The 26,232-nt window shown below is 32.5% G+C and carries 23 protein-coding genes; 9 read left to right on the forward strand and 14 right to left on the reverse strand.

Translation table 11 applies throughout. The features are described 5' to 3' along the window. Positions 1–337: 337 nt before the first annotated feature. From pdxH to ACQY29_RS12340, 4 genes are all read right to left on the reverse strand, one after another. Positions 338–982: a pyridoxamine 5'-phosphate oxidase gene (gene pdxH, locus ACQY29_RS12325; RefSeq protein ID WP_428225483.1), complete on the reverse strand. Its 645-nt coding sequence runs from the start codon at positions 980–982 to the stop codon at positions 338–340. Between the two features lies 1 nt (position 983). Beyond that, positions 984–1,652: an SDR family NAD(P)-dependent oxidoreductase gene (locus tag ACQY29_RS12330; RefSeq protein ID WP_428225484.1), complete on the reverse strand. Its 669-nt coding sequence runs from the start codon at positions 1,650–1,652 to the stop codon at positions 984–986. 38 nt (positions 1,653–1,690) lie between these two features. After that, positions 1,691–2,599: a ribonuclease Z gene (locus tag ACQY29_RS12335; protein WP_428225485.1), complete on the reverse strand. Its 909-nt coding sequence runs from the start codon at positions 2,597–2,599 to the stop codon at positions 1,691–1,693. Positions 2,600–2,706: 107 nt separating this feature from the next. Continuing rightward, a complete protein-coding gene (locus ACQY29_RS12340) occupies positions 2,707–3,879 on the reverse strand; it encodes a proline dehydrogenase family protein (RefSeq protein WP_428225486.1) in 1,173 nt (390 codons plus the stop codon). A 93-nt stretch (positions 3,880–3,972) separates the two neighbouring features. Here ACQY29_RS12340 and aroB point away from each other — a divergent pair, with 93 nt between their 5' ends. From aroB to ACQY29_RS12360, 4 genes are all read left to right on the forward strand, one after another. Continuing rightward, positions 3,973–5,028, forward strand: a complete 1,056-nt coding sequence (aroB, locus tag ACQY29_RS12345; protein WP_428225487.1) for a 3-dehydroquinate synthase — start codon at positions 3,973–3,975, stop codon at positions 5,026–5,028. 173 nt (positions 5,029–5,201) lie between these two features. Further along, entirely contained in the window at positions 5,202–6,602 is a 1,401-nt protein-coding gene (locus ACQY29_RS12350; RefSeq protein WP_428225488.1) for an arginine decarboxylase, read from the forward strand. A gap of 50 nt (positions 6,603–6,652) precedes the next feature. After that, the gene (locus tag ACQY29_RS12355; RefSeq protein ID WP_428225489.1) at positions 6,653–7,627 is read left to right on the forward strand and encodes a deoxyhypusine synthase family protein; all 975 of its coding nucleotides are present in this window, start codon (positions 6,653–6,655) and stop codon (positions 7,625–7,627) included. A gap of 17 nt (positions 7,628–7,644) precedes the next feature. Further along, positions 7,645–8,028 (forward strand): DNA primase, encoded by a 384-nt coding sequence (locus ACQY29_RS12360; protein ID WP_428225490.1) that lies wholly within the window; start codon positions 7,645–7,647, stop codon positions 8,026–8,028. Positions 8,029–8,191: 163 nt separating this feature from the next. Here ACQY29_RS12360 and guaB read toward each other — a convergent pair whose 3' ends face one another. Beyond that, the gene (gene guaB / locus ACQY29_RS12365; RefSeq protein ID WP_428225491.1) at positions 8,192–9,664 is read right to left on the reverse strand and encodes an IMP dehydrogenase; all 1,473 of its coding nucleotides are present in this window, start codon (positions 9,662–9,664) and stop codon (positions 8,192–8,194) included. 235 nt (positions 9,665–9,899) lie between these two features. Here guaB and ACQY29_RS12370 point away from each other — a divergent pair, with 235 nt between their 5' ends. After that, a complete protein-coding gene (locus ACQY29_RS12370) occupies positions 9,900–10,793 on the forward strand; it encodes an IS1595 family transposase (RefSeq protein ID WP_138424779.1) in 894 nt (297 codons plus the stop codon). Between the two features lie 369 nt (positions 10,794–11,162). Here the strand turns inward: ACQY29_RS12370 and ACQY29_RS12375 are convergent, their stop codons facing one another. The 6 genes from ACQY29_RS12375 to ACQY29_RS12400 form a co-directional block, all read right to left on the reverse strand. Then, positions 11,163–13,613 carry a TonB-dependent receptor domain-containing protein gene (locus tag ACQY29_RS12375; protein ID WP_428225492.1) on the reverse strand — a complete coding sequence of 817 codons (2,451 nt, stop codon included), beginning with the start codon at positions 13,611–13,613 and terminating at the stop codon, positions 11,163–11,165. After that, positions 13,591–14,958 carry an HTTM domain-containing protein gene (locus ACQY29_RS12380; protein WP_428225916.1) on the reverse strand — a complete coding sequence of 456 codons (1,368 nt, stop codon included), beginning with the start codon at positions 14,956–14,958 and terminating at the stop codon, positions 13,591–13,593. Before ACQY29_RS12380 ends, ACQY29_RS12375 begins: the two co-directional genes overlap by 23 nt. Next, positions 14,942–16,060, reverse strand: coding sequence for an imelysin family protein (locus ACQY29_RS12385; RefSeq protein ID WP_428225493.1), 1,119 nt, complete (start codon positions 16,058–16,060; stop codon positions 14,942–14,944). The genes ACQY29_RS12380 and ACQY29_RS12385 overlap by 17 nt, the downstream gene beginning before the upstream one ends. A gap of 69 nt (positions 16,061–16,129) precedes the next feature. Next, positions 16,130–17,341: a DUF4856 domain-containing protein gene (locus ACQY29_RS12390; RefSeq protein ID WP_428225494.1), complete on the reverse strand. Its 1,212-nt coding sequence runs from the start codon at positions 17,339–17,341 to the stop codon at positions 16,130–16,132. Between the two features lie 99 nt (positions 17,342–17,440). After that, positions 17,441–18,310 carry a hydroxymethylglutaryl-CoA lyase gene (locus tag ACQY29_RS12395; RefSeq protein ID WP_428225495.1) on the reverse strand — a complete coding sequence of 290 codons (870 nt, stop codon included), beginning with the start codon at positions 18,308–18,310 and terminating at the stop codon, positions 17,441–17,443. A 20-nt stretch (positions 18,311–18,330) separates the two neighbouring features. Continuing rightward, on the reverse strand, positions 18,331–19,374 hold the full coding sequence (locus ACQY29_RS12400; protein ID WP_428225496.1) for a quinone-dependent dihydroorotate dehydrogenase: 1,044 nt from the start codon (positions 19,372–19,374) through the stop codon (positions 18,331–18,333). A gap of 137 nt (positions 19,375–19,511) precedes the next feature. Between ACQY29_RS12400 and rlmH the strand changes: the two genes are divergently transcribed. Then, on the forward strand, positions 19,512–19,985 hold the full coding sequence (gene rlmH, locus ACQY29_RS12405) for a 23S rRNA (pseudouridine(1915)-N(3))-methyltransferase RlmH (protein WP_428225497.1): 474 nt from the start codon (positions 19,512–19,514) through the stop codon (positions 19,983–19,985). Here the strand turns inward: rlmH and ACQY29_RS12410 are convergent, their stop codons facing one another. Both ACQY29_RS12410 and ACQY29_RS12415 read right to left on the reverse strand, forming a co-directional pair. Beyond that, positions 19,986–20,804: a 2OG-Fe(II) oxygenase gene (locus ACQY29_RS12410; RefSeq protein ID WP_428225498.1), complete on the reverse strand. Its 819-nt coding sequence runs from the start codon at positions 20,802–20,804 to the stop codon at positions 19,986–19,988. A 13-nt stretch (positions 20,805–20,817) separates the two neighbouring features. Further along, on the reverse strand, positions 20,818–21,945 hold the full coding sequence (locus tag ACQY29_RS12415; RefSeq protein ID WP_428225499.1) for a hypothetical protein: 1,128 nt from the start codon (positions 21,943–21,945) through the stop codon (positions 20,818–20,820). Between the two features lie 105 nt (positions 21,946–22,050). Here ACQY29_RS12415 and ACQY29_RS12420 point away from each other — a divergent pair, with 105 nt between their 5' ends. Continuing rightward, a complete protein-coding gene (locus ACQY29_RS12420; RefSeq protein ID WP_428225500.1) occupies positions 22,051–22,980 on the forward strand; it encodes a glycosyltransferase family 2 protein in 930 nt (309 codons plus the stop codon). A 21-nt stretch (positions 22,981–23,001) separates the two neighbouring features. Here ACQY29_RS12420 and ACQY29_RS12425 read toward each other — a convergent pair whose 3' ends face one another. Continuing rightward, a complete protein-coding gene (locus ACQY29_RS12425; RefSeq protein ID WP_428225501.1) occupies positions 23,002–24,543 on the reverse strand; it encodes a hypothetical protein in 1,542 nt (513 codons plus the stop codon). A gap of 120 nt (positions 24,544–24,663) precedes the next feature. Here ACQY29_RS12425 and ACQY29_RS12430 point away from each other — a divergent pair, with 120 nt between their 5' ends. Both ACQY29_RS12430 and ACQY29_RS12435 read left to right on the forward strand, forming a co-directional pair. Next, entirely contained in the window at positions 24,664–25,092 is a 429-nt protein-coding gene (locus ACQY29_RS12430) for a PaaI family thioesterase (protein WP_428225502.1), read from the forward strand. 40 nt (positions 25,093–25,132) lie between these two features. Further along, positions 25,133–26,188 carry an isochorismate synthase gene (locus ACQY29_RS12435; protein WP_428225503.1) on the forward strand — a complete coding sequence of 352 codons (1,056 nt, stop codon included), beginning with the start codon at positions 25,133–25,135 and terminating at the stop codon, positions 26,186–26,188. Positions 26,189–26,232 lie beyond the last annotated feature (44 nt).

Consider the following 26,232-nt stretch of genomic DNA (forward strand, 5'->3'; position numbering starts at 1 on the left):
AACAAAAGTACAATTAGAATGTACTTTTGTTTTTTTATGATTTTAACTCTAGAGTATTCTTATTAAATTGTCACTAATTAATTTGCTTATTTTAATTTCAGAAATGAGAACTATATAAAATAAGAAAGCACCTCTTTTTTGGGGATAAGAGGCACTTCTCAATCAAATAAACAAACTAAAAAACTAAACTATCATGAATTTATTTTCAGAAACTTTCGTACTAAAAACAAATTGTTTTCTTATTTCTTATACAAATATAGGGGTTTTGTCGATTAAAATACAAATAAAACCGATGAAATGTATTTATTTTTATGTTTTGTAAGAAATTACTTAAACTTTAAGGTGCTAGTCTTTCAATTTTCCACTCGTAATTAGATGCTAATTTATAACGAATACGGTCGTGTAAGCGGTTGGCACGACCTTGCCAGAACTCAACTTCTTTGGGCTCTATCAAAAAGCCACCCCAATGTGGTGGTCGTTCTATCTCTTTTCCTTCATAAAACTGCTCTAATTCTTTCAACTTATCGTCCAAATAAGTTCTGGAAGGGATAACCTCACTTTGATTAGAAACAATCGCTCCTAAACGACTGCCTGCTGGACGCGAATTAAAATAACCGTCAGAAACACCTTCAGACACCTTTTTCGCCACTCCCTTTATAATCACTTGACGTTCCATGCTATGCCAAAAGAAGGAAAGACAAACATGTGGATTATTGGTGATTGCTTTTCCTTTTTCGGAATTATAATTGGTGTAAAAAACAAAACCTTCTTCGTTGTATTTTTTTAAAAGTACTACTCTCGATTTTGGAAAACCATCTAATCCAATCGTGGATACCGTCATGGCATTTACTTCTTCAACACCACCAAAATCTTCTACTTCGTGAAACCAACGATGGAATAAATTAATCGGGTCTTCAGGGATAGTATTTTCTAATAATTCGCTTTTTTCGTAGGATTTTCTATAATTGCTTAAATCTTCCATGTTACCAGTTAAGTTTTGTTTGGGTTTCTGCAGCCCAAAAAGAATTTGATTCAATAGATTGTGTGTATAATTTGTAAATACCAGCAGCTGAAGTCTCTGGTGTAATATCAGCCTCTTCTCCGCCCATATCCGTTTGTACCCAACCTGGGTGTATAGCTACAACTCGTATATGATTGGGTTCTAAACGAGCAGCTAGGGTTTTGGTGTACATATTTAGCGCCGCCTTTGACATGCGATAGGCTGTCGCATTGGGTAAAATTTCCGCACGATTAAGCATCCCCATCACGGAGGATATATTAAAAATTGTTCCACCTGCTATTATACTACCAATAATACGTTCAGTAAAATTAATAAGCCCAAAAACATTTACCTCAAAAGTGTTTCGAATGGTATCTATTTGTGGAATGTCTTGGTCTAAATCCACCCCTACACCCGCATTGTTAATAAGCAAATCAATATTTTGATGGTGGGTCTTAATGACTTTAATAGCATGTTCTATAGAATCTTCTGAAGTTATTTCTAAAGAAATCCATTCCAAATTAGGATGTTCAATCAACAAAGTTGGATGGTTACGAGTAGTTGCAATAACATAAAAGTTAGCATGCAAAAATTCATTAACCAAAGCCAAACCTATTCCCCTATTTGCTCCAGTAATTACAACTTTTTTCATGATTTTTAGTATAAAGATACTCCCTTTTAATCACTTTTTTATTTAAAATTAAAAACAACCCCATCATCACCTAAAAGTACATTGTCAAAAATTTCTTCAGCTTCTTTCTTAAAAGCTTTAATCGATTCGTATCGGGTAGAATAATGCCCTAGCACTAATTGTTTTACATTGGCTTTTTTAGCAATCATAGCCGCTTGTTTAGCAGTTGTATGCATGGTTTTTTCTGCTAGATGTTCTTCCGAATTCAAAAATGTGGTTTCGTGGTACAACACTTCTACATCTTTTATAATAGGGATTATACTTTCGGTATAAACCGTGTCAGAGCAAAAGGCATAACTTCTGGGTGCGGGTGGGTCAAAGCTCAATTCGGCATTAGGGATTACACGACCATCTTCTAGAGTAATATCTCTCCCGTTTTTTATATTTTGAAAATAACAAGTTTCAATTTCATATTCCTGTACTTTATCTACATTAAGCTTACGTTCTTTAGGCTTTTCTACAAAAAGAAACCCGTTTGTGTACACACGGTGTTTTAAAGGAATGGTCTTAACGATTACTCTTTTATCTTCAAAAATAACTTCCGATTTTTTGGATTTCAATTCTACAAATTTCAGCTCGTATTGTGGCCACGAATTGGCTAATTTCAATTGCAATTTAATAACCTCTTTAATTCCAACTGGACCATAAATAGTCAACGAATTGTGTCGGTTCAATAAAGAAAACGTTGAAATTAATCCAATCAATCCATAAAAATGGTCGCCATGCAAATGAGATATAAAAATTTGGTTAATGGCTGTAAATCGAATTCTATTTTTGCGCAATTGCAATTGGGTTCCTTCGCCACAATCAATTAAAAACAAGCGGTCACTAATTTCTAATACTTGCGAAGTTGGGTTGGTAAAAGTTCTAGGAGTGGCTGCATAGCAACCCAATATGGTTAAGTTCATGTAGCGAAATTTGAAACATTTGATATTATGAAACTACTATTCCTAATAGGTATAGATTAAAAACAGCTAAAATAAATTTTATGAATCCATTTTAGCTGTTGGTTTTGTTATGCTCTTCCTTTTCTGCGGTTACGTTCTTTTTTAATCAAGGTTAGCTCTCTACTGGTTTGTCCAGCTACGGAGGTGTTTTCTTCGGCACGACGAATCAAGTAGGGCATCACATCTTTGACAGGACCAAAAGGTAAATATTTAGCGACATTATACCCATGAGCGGCCAAGTTGTAACTGATATTATCGCTCATTCCATATAATTGTCCAAACCAAACACGGAAATCATTTTTAGCAATTCCTTTATGCGACATGAGTTCCATCAATTTATACGAGCTATCTTCATTATGCGTACCCGCAAAAATGGCCATTTTTTCAATATGCTCCATCATATAGGCTACCGCATCGTCAAAATTATAGTCTGTTGCTTGTTTAGAAACACAAATGGGCGATTTATAACCTAATTCTTCTGCGCGTTTGTTTTCTTTTTCCATATAAGCGCCACGAACCAGCTTCATTCCAATATGGAAACCTTCTGCTTCTGCCTGTGCATGTAATTTTTTCAAATAATCTAATCGGTCCCAACGATACATTTGTAACGTATTGTATACAATCGCTTTTTCTTTATTGTATTTGCGCATCATATCTGCCACTAAATTATCGGCAGCATCTTGCATCCAACTTTCTTCTCCATCAATCAGTAAAGCAATGTCATTTTCATGAGCTGATTTACAAACAGCATCAAAACGAGCAATTACACGATTCCATTCTTCTTGCTCATCAGCTTCTAAAGTTTTACCTTCACCTAGTTTTTGATACAATTCAAAACGTCCAAAACCTGTGGGTTTAAAAACAGCAAAAGGAATAGCCTTTTTTTCTTTAGCAAATTTGATGATTTTCAAGGTTTTATTCATGGCATCATCAAAAGCAGATTCCTCTTCTTTTCCTTCAACCGAGTAATCTAAAACCGAAGAAACACCTTTAGTGTACATTTTATCCACTACAGGAATACAATCATCTTCTGAAACACCCCCGCAAAAATGGTCAAAAACCGTTGCGCGGATTAAACTTTCTACAGGTAAATTCGCTTTCAAAGCAAAATTGGTAACCGCTGTCCCTATGCGTACTAGTGGTTGTGAGTCGATTAGTTTGAATAAAAAGTGAGCTCTATCTAATTCGGTATCGCTTTTTAAGATAAAAGCGTTTTGTGTATTGTCGAATATTTTTTCCATAATTTCAAAATGTTATGCAAATATAAAATCCTGTAGTATTATATTTAAATCATTTTTACTTTATTTTTGCATAAAAATCTTAATTTATAAAAAATGATTGCAAATTCAGCGGTGTATTTCATTAACAGTGAATATCAAATTTTAAATCAATATTTAGCAGAAAATGCTATTTCTAAAATATTTATTATTGTAGATGAAAATACTAACGAATATTGTTTACCCCATTTTTTACCACAATTAGAAACGGAAATTCCGTTTGAAATCATCGAATTAGAAGCGGGCGAAGAACACAAAACCATTGAGACCTGCGCTGGAGTATGGGAAGCTTTGACCGAGTTAGGTGCCGACCGAAAAAGTTTGATAATTAATATAGGTGGTGGCGTAATAACGGACATGGGTGGTTTTATTGCTTCTACTTTTAAAAGAGGAATTCCATTTATTAATATCCCTACCACTTTATTAGCTATGGTTGATGCTTCCGTAGGAGGAAAAAATGGAGTGGATTTAGGAGGTCTAAAAAACCAAATTGGAACGATTACACAACCTGAAATGGTTTTGATTGATACCTATTACTTAGAAAGTTTATCGCAACGAGAAATGCGTTCTGGATTGGCTGAAATGCTTAAACACGGATTAATTGCGAATAAAGAGCATTGGAATCGATTTAAAAATCTTTCTGCTTTACAATTTGAAGATTTTGGTTTCTTAATTCAAGAATCGGTTGCTATAAAAGCAGAAATTGTAGCTAAAGACCCTAAAGAAAATAATATTCGAAAAACATTGAATTTCGGTCATACATTAGGACACGCTATTGAAACGTATTTTTTAGAAAACCCTGAAAAAGAACGTTTGCTCCATGGCGAAGCCATTGCTTGTGGGATGATATTAGAGAGTTATTTGGCATTTAAAAATAAATCGCTTACCTCAGAAGAATATTTAGAAGTAAAAAATCAAATTCAAGATATATTTGAACCCATTTCTTTCGACAAAAAGGATATTGATGCCATCATTGGATTATTGGTTCATGATAAGAAAAATGAATTTGGAATCATTCAATTTAGTTTAATCAATAGAATAGGTCATTGTTTGTACAATCAAACCACAGATAATGAGACAATTTTGGAGGCTTTTGAAGATTATAAAAATTGATGTTTTTTTTGATTAAAAACTTTGGAGTAAAAAAAGATTATTTTTTATTTTTGCCGGCTATGGATGAACCGCTTTATACCGAATTAGAAATCATTTTTGCAAATATTCGCATCTGAATAAAATTGTATTAGAGTTTTTTTTATTAATTTTAATTACAATTTATTGAGCGCTAAATGAATACAAAATATTTCGACTTAATCAACCAGACATTTTATTTCCCTCAGGAAGAATTTACTTTAAACAAAGACCATTTACAATTTCACGGTATCGACTTGATGAAATTAGTAGAAGAATATGGTACGCCTTTAAAGTTTACGTATTTACCTAAGATTTCGCAAAACATTAACAAAGCCAAAATGTGGTTTCGTAATGCCATGGAAAAACATGGGTATGAAGCTAAATACTATTACTGCTATTGCACTAAAAGCTCGCATTTTGAATTTATTTTAAATGAAGCTTTAAAAAATAACATTCACATTGAAACCTCTTCTGCTTTTGATATTGACATCGTTGAGAAATTGATGGAGGATGGTCGTATTAATAAAAATACATTCGTAGTTTGTAACGGATTCAAACGCGGTTCTTACATTACAAACATTGCCCGTTTAATTAATAACGGTCACAAAAACACGGTTCCTGTAATCGATAATTTTGAAGAATTAGAATTATTACAAGAAGAAATTCAAGGAAAATTCAAAATTGGTATTCGTATTGCTGCAGAAGAAGAACCTAAATTTGAGTTCTATACCTCACGTTTAGGAATTGGATACAAAGACATTGTTCCTTTTTACCGCAAGCAAATCCAAGATAATAAGAAAGTGGAATTAAAAATGCTTCACTTTTTTATCAATGCGGGTATTCGTGATACCGCTTACTATTGGAATGAGTTGTTGAAATGTATGAAGGTGTACATCAACTTGAAAAAAGAATGTCCTTCTTTAGACAGTTTGAATATTGGTGGTGGATTCCCTATCAAAAATTCATTGGCATTTGATTACGATTACCAATATATGGTGGACGAAATTTTGAATCAAATCAAAATTGCTTGTGATGAAGCAGAAGTGCCAGTGCCGCATATTTTTACAGAATTTGGCTCATTTACCGTTGGTGAAGCAGGTGGCGCTGTTTACCAAGTTTTATACCAAAAGAAACAAAATGACCGTGAAAACTGGAACATGATTGACTCGTCATTCATTACTACGTTACCAGATACATGGGCGATTAACAAACGTTTTGTAATGCTGGCCGTTAACCGTTGGAATGATACTTACGAAAGAGTACTTTTAGGAGGCTTGACCTGCGATGGAGATGATTATTACAACTCTGAACAGCACATGAACGCCATATATTTACCAAAATACAATAAAGAAAAACCATTGTATATTGGCTTCTTCAATACGGGAGCGTATCAAGAAACGATTGGAGGTCATGGTGGATTACACCACTGCATTTTACCGCAGCCTAAGCATATATTGATAGATAAAGATAAAAATGGAATTTTTGCGCATGAAGTTTTCTCAGAAGAACAAAATGCAGCACAAATTTTAGAAATCTTGGGCTACAATAAAAAATAATTTGTTAAATTATACCCAAATATAAACCAAACACAAACAATTAAAATAAAATGAGCAAAGGACCTATTAGTCAGTTTATAGAAAAACACTACCTTCATTTTAATGCAGCAGCTTTAGTAGATGCCGCAAAAGGATATGAAGAGCATTTGTTAGATAATGGTAAGATGATGATTACCTTAGCAGGAGCAATGAGTACTGCTGAATTAGGTAAATCATTAGCAGAAATGATTCGTCAAGATAAAGTACACATCATTTCTTGTACTGGTGCTAACTTAGAAGAGGATATTATGAACTTGGTTGCTCATAATTCTTACAAAAGAGTACCTAACTACCGTGATTTATCTCCACAAGAAGAATGGGATTTGTTAGAAAACCATTACAACCGTGTAACGGATACTTGTATTCCTGAAGAAGAAGCTTTCAGAAGATTACAATCGCATTTATTTGATATTTGGAATAAAGCGGATTCAACTGGAGAAAGATACTTCCCACACGAATTTATGTACCAAATGATTAATTCAGGTGTTTTAGAGCAATATTACGAAATTGACCCTAAAGATTCTTGGATGGTGGCAGCAGCTGAGAAAAACTTACCTATCGTAGTTCCAGGTTGGGAAGATAGTACTATGGGTAATATTTTTGCTTCTTACTGTATCAAAGGACAATTCAAAGCAACTACTATGAAAAGTGGTGTAGAGTACATGATGTGGTTAGCAGACTGGTACACAAATAACTGCGCTGGAAAAGGCGTAGGTTTCTTCCAAATTGGTGGAGGTATCGCAGGAGATTTCCCTATTTGTGTAGTACCTATGTTGTACCAAGATATGGAAATGCATGATGTGCCTTTCTGGAGTTATTTCTGTCAAATTTCTGACTCCACTACAAGTTACGGTTCTTACTCAGGAGCAGTACCAAACGAAAAAATCACTTGGGGTAAACTAGATATTACTACTCCGAAGTTTATCGTAGAATCTGACGCAACTATTGTTGCTCCATTAATTTTTGCATACGTTTTAGGCCAATAAAAATATTATCCCCAAATATGAAAAGAGTTATTGTAGATTATTCCAAACTTACCAGTGAGATTTTAAATCTATTAGTTGAAAAATTCCCAGAAGGGTATGATGATTCAGACATTGTTCGTTTCAAAAATGCAAAAAATGAGACGATTGAAGCAGTAGAAGTAAAAACTGAAGACACTATTTATTTAGTGAAAGTAAGTACAAAACTTGCAGACCGTATTGTTAATTTTGACGACGATGAAGAAATGGATGGCGATGATTCATTAGATGCGTTGAAAGAATTAGAAATTGATGCAGATACCGCTTCAGATGAAGAAAAAGCAGACAAGGATGAGGATATGGACGATGACGACGAGGATGAGGATGCAGATTCTGATGAAGACGATGAGGATGATGATGAATAAAAATATTAAAAAACTGGTCACAACGACCAGTTTTTTTTTACCTTTAGGTGCATAACATAAACCAACAATTCCTCTATCTGTACATCCTTTTTCTGACCACATTACACAAAAAAAAGACTCACAATTAAATTGCAAGTCTTTCTATATTTATAATCATTTTAAACTATCTTGAGTAATTTGGTGCTTCCTTAGTGATAGTTACATTATGTGGATGGCTTTCACTTATACCACTTGATGTAATACGAATAAACCTACCCTTTTCTTGTAATTCTTCTACCGTTGCAGAACCACAATATCCCATACCTGCACGTAAACCTCCTATAAATTGAAGCATACTTTCATTCAACTCACCTTTATAAGGAACACGCCCTACTATACCTTCTGGAACCAATTTTTTCACATCATCTTCTACATCTTGAAAATATCGATCCTTAGAACCTTCCTTCATAGCTTCAACTGAACCCATTCCTCTGTAAGATTTAAATTTTCTTCCTTCAAAGATAATTGTTTCTCCCGGCGATTCTTTAGTTCCTGCTAAAAGCGATCCTAGCATTACTGTTGAAGCTCCAGCAGCAATGGCTTTCGGAATATCACCTGTATAACGAACACCTCCATCAGCGATAACCGGCACTCCTGTCCCTTTAAGTGCAGCAGCAACTTCTAAAACTGCCGAAAACTGAGGAAATCCTACACCGGCTACTACACGTGTAGTACAAATAGATCCTGGTCCAATCCCTACTTTTACTGCATCAGCTCCATTTTCAGCTAAATATAATGCCGCTTCAGGAGTAGCAATATTACCTACAACTACGTCTAACGAAGGAAATTTTGCTTTTACTTGTTTGAGTACATCAACCACACCTTTCGTATGTCCGTGTGCAGTATCAATAATTACCGCATCAACACCTGCATTTACTAAAGCTTCAGCTCTTTCTATAGCATCAGCCGTAACACCTATAGCGGCCGCAACTCTTAAACGTCCATATTTATCTTTATTTGCATTGGGTTTCTGAGTCAATTTAGTTATATCTCTAAAAGTAATTAAACCAATCAACTTATTTTCGGCATCAACTACAGGAAGTTTTTCAATCTTATTCCCTTGCAATATTTCTTCAGCTTTTGCCAAATTAGTCCCTTCTGGAGCAGTGATCAAGTTTGTAGAAGTCATCACTTCTGTAATTCCTTTTTGATTATCTTTTACAAAACGTAAATCACGATTAGTTACGATTCCTTTTAAAACTCCAGCCTCATCAACCACAGGAATTCCTCCAATACTAAATTCCTGCATAGCTTTTTTAGCATCAGCAACTATAGCCGACAAAGGTAAGGTTACTGGGTCTAATATCATTCCACTTTCCGCACGCTTAACCTTTTTTACTTCAGCAGCTTGCTTTTTAATTGACATATTTTTGTGCAATACACCAATACCTCCTTCTTGAGCCATTGCAATAGCCATAGCACTTTCAGTAACCGTATCCATAGCTGCAGAAACTATAGGTACATTTAGTGTAATGTTTTTTGTAAATTTAGTTTTGATACTTACTTCGCGTGGAAGCACTTGTGAGTAGTTTGGAATAAGCAATACATCATCGTAAGTTAATCCTTCACCAATGATTTTAGTTGTGTGTGCGTTCATCTTGCAATTTGTAGTTAAATTGCAAGCAAATTTATGTAAAAGAAATGACTTATTAAAATTATTACTTAATTCATCTAACAAATACTTCTTTTAAAAACGAAGAACATACTTTTTTTGATTAAATTCTAAATATACGTTGGAGATTACAAATGACAGAACTCATAATATAAAAAAAAACATTATTGAGGTCATTAGATAATTTCATATCTTTAAAGTATTGTAAATACTGAGAAAAATGGAAATTTTTAAAGGACAAAACCTCTTAGAGTTTGCTGAATGCTTCAAAACAGATGAAGATTGCAAAAAATATTTGTCAGATTTGAAGTGGAAAGAAGGTTTTTTATGTAGAAAATGTGGTCATACAGCTAGTCAAATTCGGAAAGATTTTTCTAGGACTTGTAATATTTGTAGTCATACAGAATCTAGTAGTGCCAATACCCTTTTTCACAAATGTAAATTTGGCTTGAGAAAAGCATTTTTTATCTGTTTTGAAATGGCTACCACTACTAAAAGCCTTTCTGCTCTGCAGATGAGTGTACGTTATGGAGTTCAGGAAAACACCGCTCGTTTGTTTATGCATAAAGTTAGAGAATCCATGAAATCTAGTGAAAATCATCCAATGGATGGTATTGTTCATGTCGACGAATTTGTTGTAGGAGGTCATGAAGAAACTAAACAGGGAAGAAGTTATGATAGCAAGAAGAAAAAGGCTGTTTGCGCCCTAGAATTAACAGAAGACGGGAAAGTTAAACGATTTTACATTCTTAAAATAAAGGACTTTTCTTCAAAATCACTTCGTCAAATTTTTGACAAACACATTGAAAAAGAAGCAAAAATAACCACTGACAAGTGGAAAGGATACGCACCTATTTCAGAAGAGTATAATATCACTCAAATTCTTAGTAAAAATGGTTCCAACTTCAAAGCTTTACACACAATGATTCATCAAGTTAAAACTTGGATTAGAACGACTCATTCTTGGGTAAGTGATGGAAATATTCAGCGTTATTTTAACGAGTTTTGTTACAGAATAAATCGTTCTCAAAATAAAGAATCAATCTTTCACAATTTGATTAATAAAATGGTAAAGGCAGATAAAATTAATCAAAAGGAATTAGTATGTAGTTAATTGATGACCTCTAAAACATTAAATTAAACATTTTTTACAATATGCAATTTCGGAAGAATCATTTATAACAAAGGCACCTAATTACTTATAAAAAACTTTGCTTTAGATAAAGATTGTATTACAGCACCAATATTTTTTTAAGTTTTGAAAATAAAACTTAATGTCATAATAAATAGCTGTTTTTTTTGCAAGTTCTGGATAGATGAACTTCAATAATCATGTTGATTTTCATTTAATCCTAATAACAAATATCACGTTACATTTAAAACAACAAAAGCTGCCCTACTTGGACAGCCTTAATTTTAAACTTATAAGTTTTGTGTTTTTATTATAAATTCATCGAGTAATTTAAGATCAAAAAAATTCCATTTAAAACTTAAACTCTAAAGTACCATAAACTACTCTAGGTTCTGATGGAATAATTCCTGGACCTGGATATCCAGTTGCTCGGCGTGTAAAATACCAGTTATTAGTAATGTTATTAATGCCAGCCTCCAACTTAAACATACCCCATTTATATGAAGTTGACAAATCCATCACATAATAAGTTGGAATTTCGCCAAATACACCAAAAATATCATCCTTAGGATTCGTTTTTATATTTGAAGCATCTGTAAATTGAGAGGAAACATAAGTAAATTGAAAACTTGTCAAGAAATTTTTATACCCAAACCCCATACCAGATTTCAAATTGATTAAGGGTACAAATTCTACTTTATTCCCTTTAATTGATTTTACATCTGATTGCAAATACTTTGAATCTGTTATTGATAAATTAGAAAACACATTCCATGTTAAATTTGAAGTTTGTGGCAAAAATGTTTGCGTCAAGTTCAGATCTAAAATACTTTCAACCCCATAAGTAATAGCAGTTCCTACATTATCTCTAAAACGAACAGAGGATGAGAAACCATTTGGATCTGGTGCTTGATATTCACCAATTTTCTTATCATAATACAAAGTAAATCCACTTAAGTCAAATGTTAAATACTCTTTAATTTTACCTCGAATACCAATATCTGAAGTAAAACCTTTTTCGTCAGTAATATCACTTGCAATTGCCATTCCTTGAGTAGCCGTACGAATGTCATTGAATGTTACTGAACGATAATTCTGAGAAAGATTGCCATAAATTTCTATTTTATTTAGTGGTTTATAACTCAACCCAACACCTAAAAGTACAAAATGACGATCTTTAACATTATTTTCATTTTCTAATTTATCTAACAATACATTACCGGAAAGATCTAAATTAATTTTTCTAAAATATCCATTAGCACGAGTTTTGATATATTCAAATCGAAACCCAGGGGTGATAGAAAAATTATCATTAATTCTGAAGATATTTTCTCCAAATAATGAGTAATTCAAATTTGGATATTTATAAGACGATTGGTTCGAATATAAAGGAAATTCATCGTAAGCTATTGAAAAATTTGGAGCTGTTCCGGATGCTCCAGCATTTTGCAAACCAGAATTATTAGATTGGTAATATTTACCTCCTATCAGGAATACATTCTTTTTACCAAGAAATTCATATCTATTCAAATAACGCGCTTCAGCCCCCCAATTTCTAAACTCACCTATCAATAAATCTCTCACATTACTTTCTGCATCTAAGGCAGAAACTTTAGTTGCACGATAGCCTAAAGCTTTTCTAGAAGCGTCTAAACCGAATAATTGCAACGAGAATTCATCGTTTGAAAATTTATGCTTGAATAATAAAGCAAATAAATTCCAATCTATCGCAAACCAATTTCGTGCACGATTACTTTGAGTTGGATCTTGTTTAAACATTACATCAGTTAAACCACCAGATTGTTTCGCTAAATATTGAAAATGTGTATAATCAAAATGCAAAGAAGTATTTTCTGAAAATTTATAATTCAGATTGCCAAAATAGTTTTGTGATTCAAAGTTAGAATTAGGTCTGAAGCCATCACCTTTTTTATAGTTAGCAAAAGCAGAATAACTAAACTTCCCTTTAGTACCACTTAGACTCGTAAAATTAGAAAACAACCCAAAAGAAGCAGTTGTAAACCTAGTTTCTGCTTCGAATGCCTTCTTACTTGGAGATTTTAGTTTAAAATTTAACATCCCACCAAATTGTGTACCGTATTGTAAGGATGCAGCACCACGTACCACTTGAATTTCCTCAATAGCTTCTGTGGGCGTTGCATAATAACTTTCAGGGTAACCCAAAACGTCTGCACTTATATCATAACCATTTTGACGTGTGTTAAAGTTAGAAGTCCTATTGGGATCCAAACCGCGCCCCCCTATTGACAATTGCAAACCTCCGTCAACCGATTCATTTATAGTCAACCCCACAACTTGTGCATAAATTTGTCGAGCATTATTAGTAGATTTATTTGCCACTAGATTAGAAACCTGAACCACTTCCGTTTTCTTTCCAGCATAAATCGCGGTACCTTCAACATCCTTTAATTGCTTGATACCAGCAATTTTTTTTCGATTTTTTGAAATAACCACTTCATTTAATTTTTTATTAAATGGCGTCATAACAACATTTAATGCGGTTTGATTAACTATAATTTCAATTGTTTTTTCCTCTAAAGTATAATCTTCTGACAAAAAAACAAAAGTATGTTTACCTGCTTTTTGTAATTGAACCTCAAAAAAACCTTGAGCATTAGAAAAACTGGTCTTTCCTGTGTTTTTATTTAAAACTTCTATGCTATTTAATTTCACACCTAACGTATTAGTAATAGTACCAGAAACAGTATACTGTGCTAAACTAGAAGCTACACTAAATAATACAAAAAATACGATTAATTTAAAGTCCTTTAATTTCATCATGAAAAGGTAATATCCAATTTTTGGGTTTAAACGATTCTTTTTCTTGTGCTAAATCAACTTTAGGATTGATAAAAGGTTGACTTAATCTACCATTTAAAGCAACGTAGCTTTCTACGTAAACTTGTGGTTTTATATAGCCTGATTTTTCATAATATGCTCTCAAAATCTGAGCATATTCTAATATAAAATCCGGTTGAAATGCCATTTGTTTTTCCTGAAAAGGGGTCAAAAAATCAGCATTGTTTACAAAATCTACTTTTCCTGATTTCGAATCAACTACTTTGAATTGTGCATAACCCGATTTTTCCATTAACATTACTCGCCATGAAAAACGAAAACCTTCTTCCGTCCAAAACAATTCACCTGGATAAACTAAATAGCGAAAAGGTATAAGCAATTGCAAGAACATAAAAAAAGACAAAAAGACTATTACAAAACGATTTGTATCAATAATATTTCTTTTTGTACCTAAGAAATTCGAGCTATCTAAACCTAACCATTTCAATAAAGTATTTAATATACTAGCATGAAAATCTGCAGAAAAATAAATCAATGTACTTACAATCATTACATAAGGAAAGACTCCTATAGGAAAAAGCATTTTTGTAAACACATGAAACACAACTACTAAAACGAAGGCAAATTTGCGTGTTTTTTTGGAAAGCAATAAAAAAGGAATAAAAAGATCGTAAAGCGCTCCTATCCAACTCATTGCAAAGTGCATCCAGTTTTTTAATAAAAGAGAACCAATAATTGGCAAACCAGAACTCATTGGTAACCAAGTTTTCAAAGGTTGGGCTTCCAACAACCAATCTGAATTGAGTTTTACTAATCCAGCGTAGAAATAAACAATTCCAAGCATCAATTTTAAAACATCAATATTCCATTGAGGAAGGTAATTTTTAATTTTATCTTTATTCAAATAAGCATCTACAGAATAATTAGCATTGGCTGGTAAAAAAATAAGAATAAAACTAACCAACGAAATAAAATAATAGTGATTCAGATAGGTAGTCTTATCCATCAATTCAATATAAGTAAAACTGACGAAAAAAGAAATAATGGCTAATCGATACTTAAAACCAATAGCAACCAAAAATGCTGAAATTGCACAAATTAAAAATAACAAATAAGTATAATTCCCTATGGGTTTAACCCATTCAAAACCATAGAAAGTAAAATGATATTTTGGCTGGATATACATTTTTTCAATCCATCCATAACTCCAAAAACGAATTATGCTAAATAGCATCATCAAACCAAACGCTAGCCTATAAAAAGCTAGCGTTGCTGATTGTTGAGTTCTATTTAAATAGTTTTGAATAAAATTAATCACCGTCTGCATCAGCATAATCAACACTAATATTTAAAGCAGCCATCATATCTACCTTAAAGTATTGCACATTTTTTTGAAGTTGATCATAAGTTTCTAACATCTTTAACTTATTAGCATTCAGTTCAACAGAAAAACTATCGTTTAAAACAGCAATTTTAGAGTTACAAGCTGTAAACTGATCGTTAATAATAGTAACTAAACTAACCCCATTTTTAGATACATTCAAATGTTCAATATAACTTTTCAACGAGCTACCTGAAGCATTATGTGCAAAATGTTTTCCATTAAAGAAATCACTAGATGCATTAACTGCATCTTGCAATAACAATTTCGAAATATTATTTTTATAGTATGCTTCTGTTTTAGTAGGAAAAAGTGTCCCTGTAGAAAACACCCCTGAAGGTATCCCTACTTTGCCTGCACGTATTTGACGTTCGTAATAATTTACAAACGTATTTACCATCAAATTTGTTGAACTACTTGGAGTATTTTGAGAGCTAGCCACAAATTCATTTCTATAAGTAGTATTCCAATGCGAAACAATTAAATCTGCATTGAACTTTAACCTAGTCACTAAATTATTCAAATAATCTTTATACTTACTAGCGTTAACATTCCCAATATAAAAATCCAATAAAGCATTATCATCAGCAGCTAATCCATACAACATAAAATCTAAAGCTGGAAAACCTTGTTTAGAAAATTGACTGATAGCACTAAAATCATAAGTACCTGAGCTTATATTAGCTTCTATTCCAACAGTATCAGTAGGATATGTATTAGTTGCACTCACAAAATGAATTTCAGTTGCCTTGCCTACACCAAACATCCCTACGCTTTGATAAGCTCTATAAGCTTGTAACCAAGACGCTCTAACCGCTTCCAGTTTTAACTGATTTGGTGAAGCTGTAAAAGCATCAACATCGTTTTTAAAAGCATTTACCTTGTTTTGATAATTTTGAAAAGATGGAATAATAATATTATCAGCCCAATTTTTCAACATGACAGACCTGTCAAAACTATCTCCTGTATTTACAACTGTTCCCTCATCATTTGAGTTACAAGCGTAAATAAACAGAAAAAGAAAAGGTATAAATAAAAGCTTTTTCATTTTTAGGATATTTGAATGTGCAAAATTAAAAAAAGCAATGCTTAGTAACATTGCTTTTACAAAATATTTTTAGTTAACTTTTTCAGCTTGAGCAACTGTAAAACCGAATTTAGACGCAATTTGATTTGCTAAACCATCAATTTTAGCATTTAAATAGTCTATATCCCATAAACCATTAGTCCCACCAATCAAATCATTTAAAATTTTATCAACTTCAGCTTTTGACATATAAGGAGCTTTAGTACCTGGTTTGTTTGTATAACGTAAAGCTTTTATAAAACCGTAACCCTCAGATAAATCGTGAAATGCTTTAATTCCATTGTCACCTGAAGTTAATTTTTCTTTACCTGCCTTTAAATAATATACCGCTCTTACCGCAGCAACTTTAGCCAAATTTTCTTTAATTACAGCAATTTGTGCATCGCGAGTATCATAATCGTTGTTAACAATAGCTGCACGACCTTTGCGGAAAGCTAAATTAATTGCCGCTTTAATAGTATTAAAATCAACATCGGCATTTACTTGATTAATATAGCTATCCCAAAATTTTCCACCTCCGGCACCATAGATGTAGCCATAAGCTTCGTCCCATTTATGTTCCATATCTGTATAGTTCTTCCCAGCAACTAGAACTTTATTAGTATTATTAACTCTATTAGAGGCTTCATCTAAAACAGAAGTACTTAAGTAGTTATTAACTACTTGATCCATAAAACACGATCCCATTAGCCCTTTCAAAACAACTTGTATAGGCTCTAAACCGTTAGTAGCATAAAAACGTTTATCAGTATAAGTACCCGCAACACCAGCAGCAGCATTTACCGCAGGATTACCAGCCGTAGTTAACGAAGTTAACAGATCTTCAAAAAATTGCCTTTCCGCTACTTGCTCTACGGTTGTCCCTCCTCCTTGCAATTCGACAAAGAATTCTTTAGAAGCTGCTGTTTTGTTTCTTAGTTGTTTATCAGTAGCTGCATTTAATTCAGGTAATAAAAATGGAGTATTGGTATTTTTATACATGTTTACCAATTTAGTTGCGTCAACTACTACCCCATCAGTCGATTGTTTTTTAACGTAGTCTCCCATTTCTTGCAACATCATCAAACGAGTAGTTTGACCAGCATAATCAACAGTTGTAGCACCATTGCGATCAAAAGTGTAAGTTTCAGGAACATTATACTTTGGCGTATTATCCACAAGTACATCATCATTATCTTTAGTACAAGATACGAAAGCTAAAGTAGCTAATGACAATCCTAATAAACGAGCTTTTGTGTTCATATTTTTATTTAGATTTAGTATAAATTGATTTTCAAGTGCAAATATATAGACTAAATCTAAATAAGCAATATTTTATTTAGATTATTTTTAAATAAAGATTTAATGATATTTATTAAAAATTTTAAGCGCTTCATTATAAGCACTTTCAAAACTCATAGCACTTAGATTATGATCTGCTTTTTGAGTGGTAAAATAAGACAACATCTTTTCCGTTGGCATATTTCCAGTCAATTTATCAGTCGCCATAGGACAACCACCATGACCTTGAATCGCACCATCAAAACGACGACAACCTGCTTTATAGGCAGCATCAACCTTTTCATGCCATTTATCAGGAGTAGTATGCAAATGCGCTCCAAACTCAATTGTGGGATATTTTGGAATCAAATTCGAAAATAGATAATCAATTACTTCTGGAGTTGAAGAACCAATAGTATCAGAAAGCGAAAGAATTTTAACACCTAGACTAGCCAGTTTCTCTGTCCACTCCCCTACAATTTCCACATTCCACGGATCACCATATGGATTACCAAACCCCATAGAAATATATGTGACTACTTCTTTATTAGATTTATCGGCTATATTCAAAATTTCCTCTAAAGTAACTAAAGATTCCGAAATAGTTTTGTGCGTATTACGCATCTGAAAATTTTCGGAAATTGAAAATGGAAATCCTAAATATTGTATAGCTGCATGCTGTGAAGCATTTTCTGCACCTTGTGTATTAGCAATAATGGCTAATAATTTACTTTGAGTTTTAGATAAGTCCAACTTTGCTAACACCTCTGCTGTATCCTGCATTTGCGGGATAGCTTTTGCAGATACAAAACTACCAAAATCAATGGTATCAAAACCAACACGAAGTAAGGACTGAATATATTGTACTTTTTTATCTGTAGGAATGAATTCCTTGATACCTTGCATAGCATCACGGGGACATTCAATAAGTTTAATTTTCTCAGCATTCATAAATTCAAAAGTACGGGTATTTATGCTTTTTCTAAAATCTTTTTGTTAATTGCTTTTACTAAAGCTGGTCCTTCATAAATAAAACCTGTATAAAGCTGTACTAAACTAGCTCCAGCTTCAAGTTTTTCTAAAGCGTCTTCAGCTGTATGAATACCTCCAACACCTATTATAGGGAAAGCTTTATTACTTTTTTCAGAAAGAAAACGAATTACTTCTGTCGAACGTTTGGTTAAAGGTTTTCCTGACAAGCCTCCCGTTTCAATTTTATTAGCTGACTGCAATCCTTCTCTAGAAATAGTGGTATTTGTAGCAATAACTCCAGCAATTTTAGAATCTTTAACAATTTCGATAATATCTAATAATTGATCATTTGTTAAATCAGGAGCAATTTTTAATAAAATAGGCTTCACAGCCCCTTGCATATCCTCTACTCCAACGTATTTTTTAAAATTAAGTTCTTGTAAAGTACGTAGTAAATTGGTTAACGGTTCTTTATCTTGCAATTCTCTAAGACCAGGCGTGTTGGGTGAACTTACATTAACCACAAAATAGTCAACATAATCATATAAAGCTTCAAAACAAATTTTGTAATCCTCTACTGCATTTTCATTAGGAGTTACCTTATTTTTACCAATATTCCCCCCTATCAAGACCCCTTTATTACGTTGTAAACGAATAACAGCTTCATCTACCCCTCCATTGTTAAAGCCCATACGATTAATAATAGCCGCATCTTCTAGCAAACGGAACAATCGTTTTTTTGGATTACCTTCTTGAGCTTTTGGAGTTAATGTCCCAATTTCAATAAATCCAAATCCAAAATTAGACAGCTCATTAAAAAGTTTGGCATCTTTATCAAAACCTGCTGCTAAACCTACTGGGTTTTTAAATTTTAATCCAAAAACTTCACGTTCCAAGCGTTTATCATTTACTTGATACATCGAACGAATAAGACTAGAAACACCAGGAATGGCATTTATGAAACGGATGGTACTAAATGAAAAATGGTGCACATTTTCAGGATCAAACCTAAAAAGTAAAGGACGGAAAAATTGTTTATACATGATTTTTGTTGTGTTGTTTGGCAAAAATAGCAATTCGAAGTCGAAATATAAAATAGTTTGTATTTTTGCACTACTATTTCTACAATGAAATCATAATAAACTGGAACCTCTAGGATATCCTTTTTTTTTGAAAAAGCATGAATATAAAGTTAATAGCCATTGGCAAAACCGACAATAAGCAGTTACAAACCTTAATTGATGAATACATCAAACGCTTGTCTTTTTACATCAAATTTGAATTGGATATTATTCCCGACATCAAAAACGTAAAAAATTTATCGGAAGCCCAACAAAAAGAAAAAGAAGGTGAATTAATCTTATCGAAGCTTTCCCTTACAGATCAATTAATCCTATTAGATGAAAATGGTAAAACATTTTCAAGCGTTGGTTTTTCAGAAGAATTACAAAAAAAAATGAATTCTGGAGTAAAAACCTTAGTTTTTGTTATTGGTGGTCCTTATGGTTTTAGTGAAACCGTATATAAAAAAGCCCATGGAAAAATATCCCTTTCTGCTATGACTTTTTCCCATCAAATGGTGCGATTATTTTTTATTGAACAACTCTATAGAGGATTTACAATTTTACGAAACGAACCTTATCATCATCAGTAATTATTCCTTTTTATAATAATGAGGGTTTTCTACGATTCCTTTCTTAAAAAATTTTCGAAGAGTTTGTCTCAAAAAATTATCGGTACGCAACACAAGATCTTTGATTTTCTCCTGAGGCCATCCTCTAAAACTAGTCACATGAAAAGTATCGCTACTTTTTAAAGGCTCGTCTGAGAAATAATAATTCGACACACAACAACGATTTTTATCCACCAAAACTTTAGATACTGAGTGAAGCGAATCATTATGTGTTGCCATAACAGCTAATCGATTAAATTTACTTTCAATAGTAACTTGAGGTGCTTTTAGTCCATTAGGCCAAACCTCTAAATTACCTCCATATTCTATTTTCCATTCGGGAGTTACATAATACAACAAATTCAAAACACGCCAGCGTTGACGTTCTTTATCATGTGAATTATCTAAATGTGGACTTAAAAATTGATTTTTTTCCATTAACGACAAACCGCCTGCATACAATTTTTCGTCGGGATAAATATCTTGCAATTCGCAAATTTCAGCAATCAAATTGACAACTTGAGGGTCTTGAAAAGCATAAAGTACCTCTTCTAAAATTTCAGAATGCTTATCCATTTGTGCCGAGATGTATTTATCTTCCTTCAAAGATTTTTTAAGTTTCATCTCAGATGATGTAGGAAAAGATTCCGCAATTGCTGTAGCAATAGCAACAGGCAATAAATTATCTATGTAAAAAAAACCTATGCTATCACGAGTATTTATATAATTAACACGCAACATCTCTTGTTCCATCAATAATCGTTCACAAATGAGTAGCGCTATTTTTTTTCGATCTATCATGCCATTACTTTTCCTATTCCCCAAAAATAGCAATTTTAAGTTTTTGAGCCGTGATTATATCATTATACATTTCTAATAAATATGAATTTCTTTGAGGAGAACTTTGATAAGGCAACTCAAACAAACGATTAATCATATCTATCAAATCAGATTCCGAGCCATTATAAAGATGACACAACGCCAATGCTTTTTCATCATCAATCATGTTTTCATTACAAATTATGTGACGCCCTTTAAACAAAGCATTAATTATCTTTAATTTAGTTCCCGAATTTTGAAATGAGAACAACAAATGTACTTGCGCTTCTATAACTAAGCTTTCTAAATGTTCATTTGAACTTACTTTTACATATTCAACATGATCTAAGGCATTAATCCGATTCAATAAAACTGTAGGTATTGTACTTGAGGCAATTTTAAGAGATCTGTTAATTTTATTCTCAAATAAATCTAAAAGAAAATTCACCGCTTGTTGATTATCAGAAGTTCTTAAATCGCCATGATAAAGGCAATATGTACCTAATCCATTTTTTGATTTAATCTCTAAATTACCCGAAAAAGCGGGTATCAACCTAGAGTTAAATCCTGAAGCTGTTAGAATTGAATTCTCAAAATTCGAAATCGTAAAGATTTCTTTATTTTTTTCAAAAACGGCCTTATAACGTTCATATTTGAATGCTTCTAATTTGAATAGAATTCTTTTGATCCAATTTGTTTCCTGCAAGGCAATACCTCTAAAATAATTATCTTCAAGGTTATGCAATCTTAAAAAGCAATTTGTATTTAACAATCGTTTATCTGTTAAAACCGCTGTCGTTTTCAAGCTTTCGAAAAGTATTGGAAAATCATTTTGATTGAGCCTGTTTAATAATTCTTCACTAGATCGAATTGCAACTGAAAGAGGGAATTTTGAAAAGAGTAACCAAGGATATTTCTTTTTTTTATAAAAATGTAATTCCTCAACCAAATTACCCAAAACTTCACATTCTTTAGGAATTACATCAACAAAACAATGCAAGTAAACTTTAACCCCAATTCGTTTTAAAGCACAAATTTTAAAATATACGTCTATAATTCCACCATATACAGGCGGAAAAGGGTTATCGAAACTAACTAAATGAATTTTAAATTCTTTTTTCATTACAGCAAAAATAAAGCAATTTATCAAGTAGGAATCAATTTTTATATATTTGCTGAATAGTATTATTTTCTTTTAAACAACTATAGTTACTAATTAATAAATTTCATGCCTTTCTTTTCAGTAATCATTCCTCTGTACAACAAAGAACATTTTATAGAAAACACTATAAAAAGCCTCTTAAATCAAACCTTTACTGATTTTGAAATACTAATTATAAACGATGGTAGCACTGATAGTAGTGAAGCATGTATTTTAAAACAAACAGATTCTAGAATTCGTTACTTTTCAAAAGAAAATGGCGGGGCTTCGACGGCCAGAAATTTCGGAATTGACCGTGCTCTAGGTCAATTTATATCTTTTTTAGATGCTGATGACTTTTGGTATCCAAATGTATTAGATACTTTTTATACAGCAATACATGATAATCCTGAGGCTAAAGTTTTTGGTGCAAGAATAGAAATAGAACTTGCTGATAAAAAAATATATCCCGCAGTATATAGCTTTGATACTACTCCAAAATATCAATTATTAGACTATTTTAAAAACAGCTTGAAAGAAAGTGCACTCACAACAATTTCTAGTACATTTCATAAAAGTGTATTTGAAAAAATTGGAAATTTTGACACTAACATAAGAAGCGGACAAGATACTGATCTTTGGATCCGTATAGGACTAGAATACCCTATACTGTTTTGCAACACCCTCGTAGCCCGTTACTGCTATGATCCAAAAAGCTTATCTAAAAACTCCAATTTTTACGCCAACAAACTTAATTTTTCAAAATTTAAAGAGTTTGAAAAAGAAAATCCAACACTCAAAAAATTTCTTGACTACAACCGATTAAGTTTTGGAATCAGATTGAAACTTTCCCATAGAGAAAAGGAGGCTAAAATACTTTTTAAAGATATAAACCTGAATAATATTCCTCATTCTAGATGGGTTTTACTTTATTTACCGGCCTCGATATTAAAGTTACTTCTAAATGTAAAATTTATTTTAAACAAACTTGGGATTGTAAAAACGGTTTTCAAATGATTAGTTTTCTTTTCAATTTCTTTACTCCAAATGCTGATAAGCCCCTAAATCTGGTGGCAATGTTCGTAGTTTCCCTTCAATATCATTGACAATAATAAAACTACTATTCCCCTTACCTATAACACTAGAATTTTTAGTTATTTTCAAATTGTTTTTTGCGGCATCTACAAATTTTGGATCATTAGTAACTTGCCCATTTGTAACTAGATTCTGTTTAGTCTCAGCCTTTTTTACAAAATCATACATCGCTGTCTTAAAAACATTAGCTTGGTCAATAAATTTTATCAAACAATTACTAAAGTCAAAATTAAAAGCTACAGCATCATCCTTTTTTAAACCAACTTCTACATTATTATTCCCATATATAATACAATTGACAAAATTTGCCTTTTCTAAATTTGAAACATACAAAACGTCTTTTTGTTTATAGGTATTATCTAAATATACGGCAGGGGATTGTCTACCTCCGTTACTCCAAAAATTAGCAAATGTACAGGAGTTAAATTCATAATTCCCGCCTAAAATACAGGCAAAACTTGACTGACCACATTTGTTTATAACTATATTTTCACCATAAACTTTCCCTTTTCTTGCAATAAGACCAAAATCAGAGCAGTTATAAATTTGAGTATTTTTTATTTGTGTAGTGGTACCATCGTTTCTATCCACAAAAATCCCCATAGATCCATTTTTAATAGTAGCATGATTAAAACTATTATTAGTACTCCCATCTGCAAGATAAATAACACCCCATTGTCCAGCAATTTCAGAAAATCCAGGCTCTAAACGATCACCTTCAAAAACCACTTCGTTCTCCATTTTCTTAGTATCTTTAGATACTTGCCCATTCACTTCTATTGTAGCAGTTTTCTTTACAAATATTCCAGATTGATCATGAAAATGAATTCTAGCCCCAGCATCTATAACTAATTTTTTAGTAGCAGGCACCCCAGCATAACCATATATCACATAGGGTTTTTTATTTGTCATATGCAGTTCATTTCCATTTAAAGGATCATTCTCATCAAGTTCAAATCCATAAACTCTACTATCTTTATCACCATCATTTAATTCTAAATATTCTTGATTTTTCTTTGGATATAAAAAATAAGCGTCTTGAATTAAAGTCACTAAATCTACTTTTTGCTGGTTAGCCCCCGTATCAAAAAGAATTTGGTCTGTGTATAAGAAATTTGATGCGTTAGTATCTAAAACCCCTGCTGTCTCTTCAATTAAGACATACAAACTATCGTTTGCCAACAATTCTACATTTCTAAACACCTTTCCCTGTCCTTTTTCGCCAGTCATTCCGTCTACCATCAATCGGTACTTAGAATTTTCATTTTTACCTAAAACAATTGACGGAATGGTTATATCTTTATCACTCTTATTATATACTTTTAAGCGATAGGTACTCGAGGCTACTCCCGTAAAAACTGTATCTAAGTAAACCGTGTCTTTAGAAAAAGACAATTGCCCGTTGCTAGGCACAGTATCAAAATCCTTACGACAAGAAGTCAAGGAAATTAAAAAGAGAGAGACTACAAAAAGAAGGTATCGCATCAGAATTGTGATTTTTTGGATAAAAATAATCAAAATATACTAACGTCAAAATTTGAAATAAGTATAATCTGATTAAAATTAATCCTATTTTTCGTAATTTTGATATTAGAATAATTACATATGTTACTTGATAAAGACGATTTCTTAGAAAAAATCAACAAAATGTGTCAAAACACTTTGATGCAAACTTTGGAAATAAAATATACTGAGGCAGGTGCCGATTATTTAGTCGCTAAAATGCCTGTAAATTCTAATGTACACCAACCCATGGGATTGCTACATGGTGGCGCAACTGTAGCATTAGCAGAAAGTGTAGGAAGTGCCGCATCATTAATGCTCGTAAATCTAGAAAAACAAGAAGTTCGAGGAATTGAAATTTCAGCAAATCATTTGAAAAGCAAACGAAATGGTGAAGTAACTGCTACAGCAAAACTTTTGCATCATGGAAAATCGTTACACTTATGGGAGATTAGAATTGTTGATGAAAACGAAAATTTGATTTCACTTTGCAAATTAACCAACATGGTTTTACCTAAACGCGAACGTTAATGGTAGAAGAAAAGTAAAATCCTACCCTAAAACTAAATTCATGAAAAGTATATTTGAAAGAATTAGCATTCAACAAAAAATGAATCTACCTTTTGTTGTTTACCGCAAACCCAATTCAAAAACTTTAGTTGGACTTTTTCAAAAAGACGATCATTTGTACAGTACGAATGATTTTTCTGAAAAAGCTTTCGTATTCGCTCCTTTTTCAGGAACAGCGTTACTATTTCCTTTTGATAAATGCGAAACCAAATACAACTCTATTTATTTTGAAAAAGATTTTGTATTTGAAAATGACAATGAAATTGAAAATATTTTTCAAAAAGAGCATTTTATCCAACTGGTGCAAAAAGGAATAGAAGTCATTAAAGATGGGGTTTTTAGCAAATTAGTTTTGTCTAGAAAAGAGCAAATTCAACAAGAAGCTCTAGACTTATTTAATATATACGAAAAAATACTGTACAAATATCCAAATGCATTTTGCTATTGGTGGCATCATCCTAAAATTGGGACTTGGCTTGGTGCAACCCCAGAGAAACTATTTTCAATTACCGAAAACAAGCTACACACCATGGCGTTAGCAGGTACACAAGCTTACAAAGATTCTGAAAATGTGATTTGGAAAAAAAAGGAGCAAAAAGAACAAAAATATGTAACAGACTACATCATTGAACAACTTCAAAAAGAAACATCCGAAATCAAGAAAACAGAACCATATACATCTAGAGCGGGTAATTTACTTCATTTACGAACCGATATTGATGCGGTACTTGCTCCAACTGCAAATTTACAGCATATAATACAAATACTTCATCCAACTCCTGCAGTATGTGGACTACCAAAAGATCTTGCAAAAGCCTTTATTGAAACTAGCGAAGGCTATGACCGTACTTATTATACTGGATTCTTAGGCGAAATCAACCATAATTTCAGCACTAATGAAAACGAGACACATTTGTTTGTCAATTTAAGATGTATGGAAATAGATGCGCAAAATATAAATATTTATATAGGCTGCGGAATCACTAAAGATAGTAATCCCGAACACGAATGGGAAGAAACAGTAAATAAGGCAAAAACAATGAAAACAATTCTATAAAATAGTTTTAAAAAACTTTTTTTGAATACAAATACTAAATACAA

This window comes from Flavobacterium sp., from assembly GCF_965262375.1.
Classification (GTDB): Bacteria; Bacteroidota; Bacteroidia; order Flavobacteriales; family Flavobacteriaceae; genus Flavobacterium.

Bases quoted from the DNA above. Each gene is read 5' to 3' on its own strand.
- pdxH (WP_428225483.1), bottom strand. From the start codon at position 982: ATGGAAGATTTAAGCAATTATAGAAAATCCTACGAAAAAAGCGAATTA.
- ACQY29_RS12330 (WP_428225484.1), bottom strand. From the start codon at position 1,652: ATGAAAAAAGTTGTAATTACTGGAGCAAATAGGGGAATAGGTTTGGCT.
- ACQY29_RS12335 (WP_428225485.1), bottom strand. From the start codon at position 2,599: ATGAACTTAACCATATTGGGTTGCTATGCAGCCACTCCTAGAACTTTT.
- ACQY29_RS12340 (WP_428225486.1), bottom strand. From the start codon at position 3,879: ATGGAAAAAATATTCGACAATACACAAAACGCTTTTATCTTAAAAAGC.
- aroB (WP_428225487.1), top strand. From the start codon at position 3,973: ATGATTGCAAATTCAGCGGTGTATTTCATTAACAGTGAATATCAAATT.
- ACQY29_RS12350 (WP_428225488.1), top strand. From the start codon at position 5,202: ATGAATACAAAATATTTCGACTTAATCAACCAGACATTTTATTTCCCT.
- ACQY29_RS12355 (WP_428225489.1), top strand. From the start codon at position 6,653: ATGAGCAAAGGACCTATTAGTCAGTTTATAGAAAAACACTACCTTCAT.
- ACQY29_RS12360 (WP_428225490.1), top strand. From the start codon at position 7,645: ATGAAAAGAGTTATTGTAGATTATTCCAAACTTACCAGTGAGATTTTA.
- guaB (WP_428225491.1), bottom strand. From the start codon at position 9,664: ATGAACGCACACACAACTAAAATCATTGGTGAAGGATTAACTTACGAT.
- ACQY29_RS12370 (WP_138424779.1), top strand. From the start codon at position 9,900: ATGGAAATTTTTAAAGGACAAAACCTCTTAGAGTTTGCTGAATGCTTC.
- ACQY29_RS12375 (WP_428225492.1), bottom strand. From the start codon at position 13,613: ATGATGAAATTAAAGGACTTTAAATTAATCGTATTTTTTGTATTATTT.
- ACQY29_RS12380 (WP_428225916.1), bottom strand. From the start codon at position 14,958: ATGCAGACGGTGATTAATTTTATTCAAAACTATTTAAATAGAACTCAA.
- ACQY29_RS12385 (WP_428225493.1), bottom strand. From the start codon at position 16,060: ATGAAAAAGCTTTTATTTATACCTTTTCTTTTTCTGTTTATTTACGCT.
- ACQY29_RS12390 (WP_428225494.1), bottom strand. From the start codon at position 17,341: ATGAACACAAAAGCTCGTTTATTAGGATTGTCATTAGCTACTTTAGCT.
- ACQY29_RS12395 (WP_428225495.1), bottom strand. From the start codon at position 18,310: ATGAATGCTGAGAAAATTAAACTTATTGAATGTCCCCGTGATGCTATG.
- ACQY29_RS12400 (WP_428225496.1), bottom strand. From the start codon at position 19,374: ATGTATAAACAATTTTTCCGTCCTTTACTTTTTAGGTTTGATCCTGAA.
- rlmH (WP_428225497.1), top strand. From the start codon at position 19,512: ATGAATATAAAGTTAATAGCCATTGGCAAAACCGACAATAAGCAGTTA.
- ACQY29_RS12410 (WP_428225498.1), bottom strand. From the start codon at position 20,804: ATGATAGATCGAAAAAAAATAGCGCTACTCATTTGTGAACGATTATTG.
- ACQY29_RS12415 (WP_428225499.1), bottom strand. From the start codon at position 21,945: ATGAAAAAAGAATTTAAAATTCATTTAGTTAGTTTCGATAACCCTTTT.
- ACQY29_RS12420 (WP_428225500.1), top strand. From the start codon at position 22,051: ATGCCTTTCTTTTCAGTAATCATTCCTCTGTACAACAAAGAACATTTT.
- ACQY29_RS12425 (WP_428225501.1), bottom strand. From the start codon at position 24,543: ATGCGATACCTTCTTTTTGTAGTCTCTCTCTTTTTAATTTCCTTGACT.
- ACQY29_RS12430 (WP_428225502.1), top strand. From the start codon at position 24,664: ATGTTACTTGATAAAGACGATTTCTTAGAAAAAATCAACAAAATGTGT.
- ACQY29_RS12435 (WP_428225503.1), top strand. From the start codon at position 25,133: ATGAAAAGTATATTTGAAAGAATTAGCATTCAACAAAAAATGAATCTA.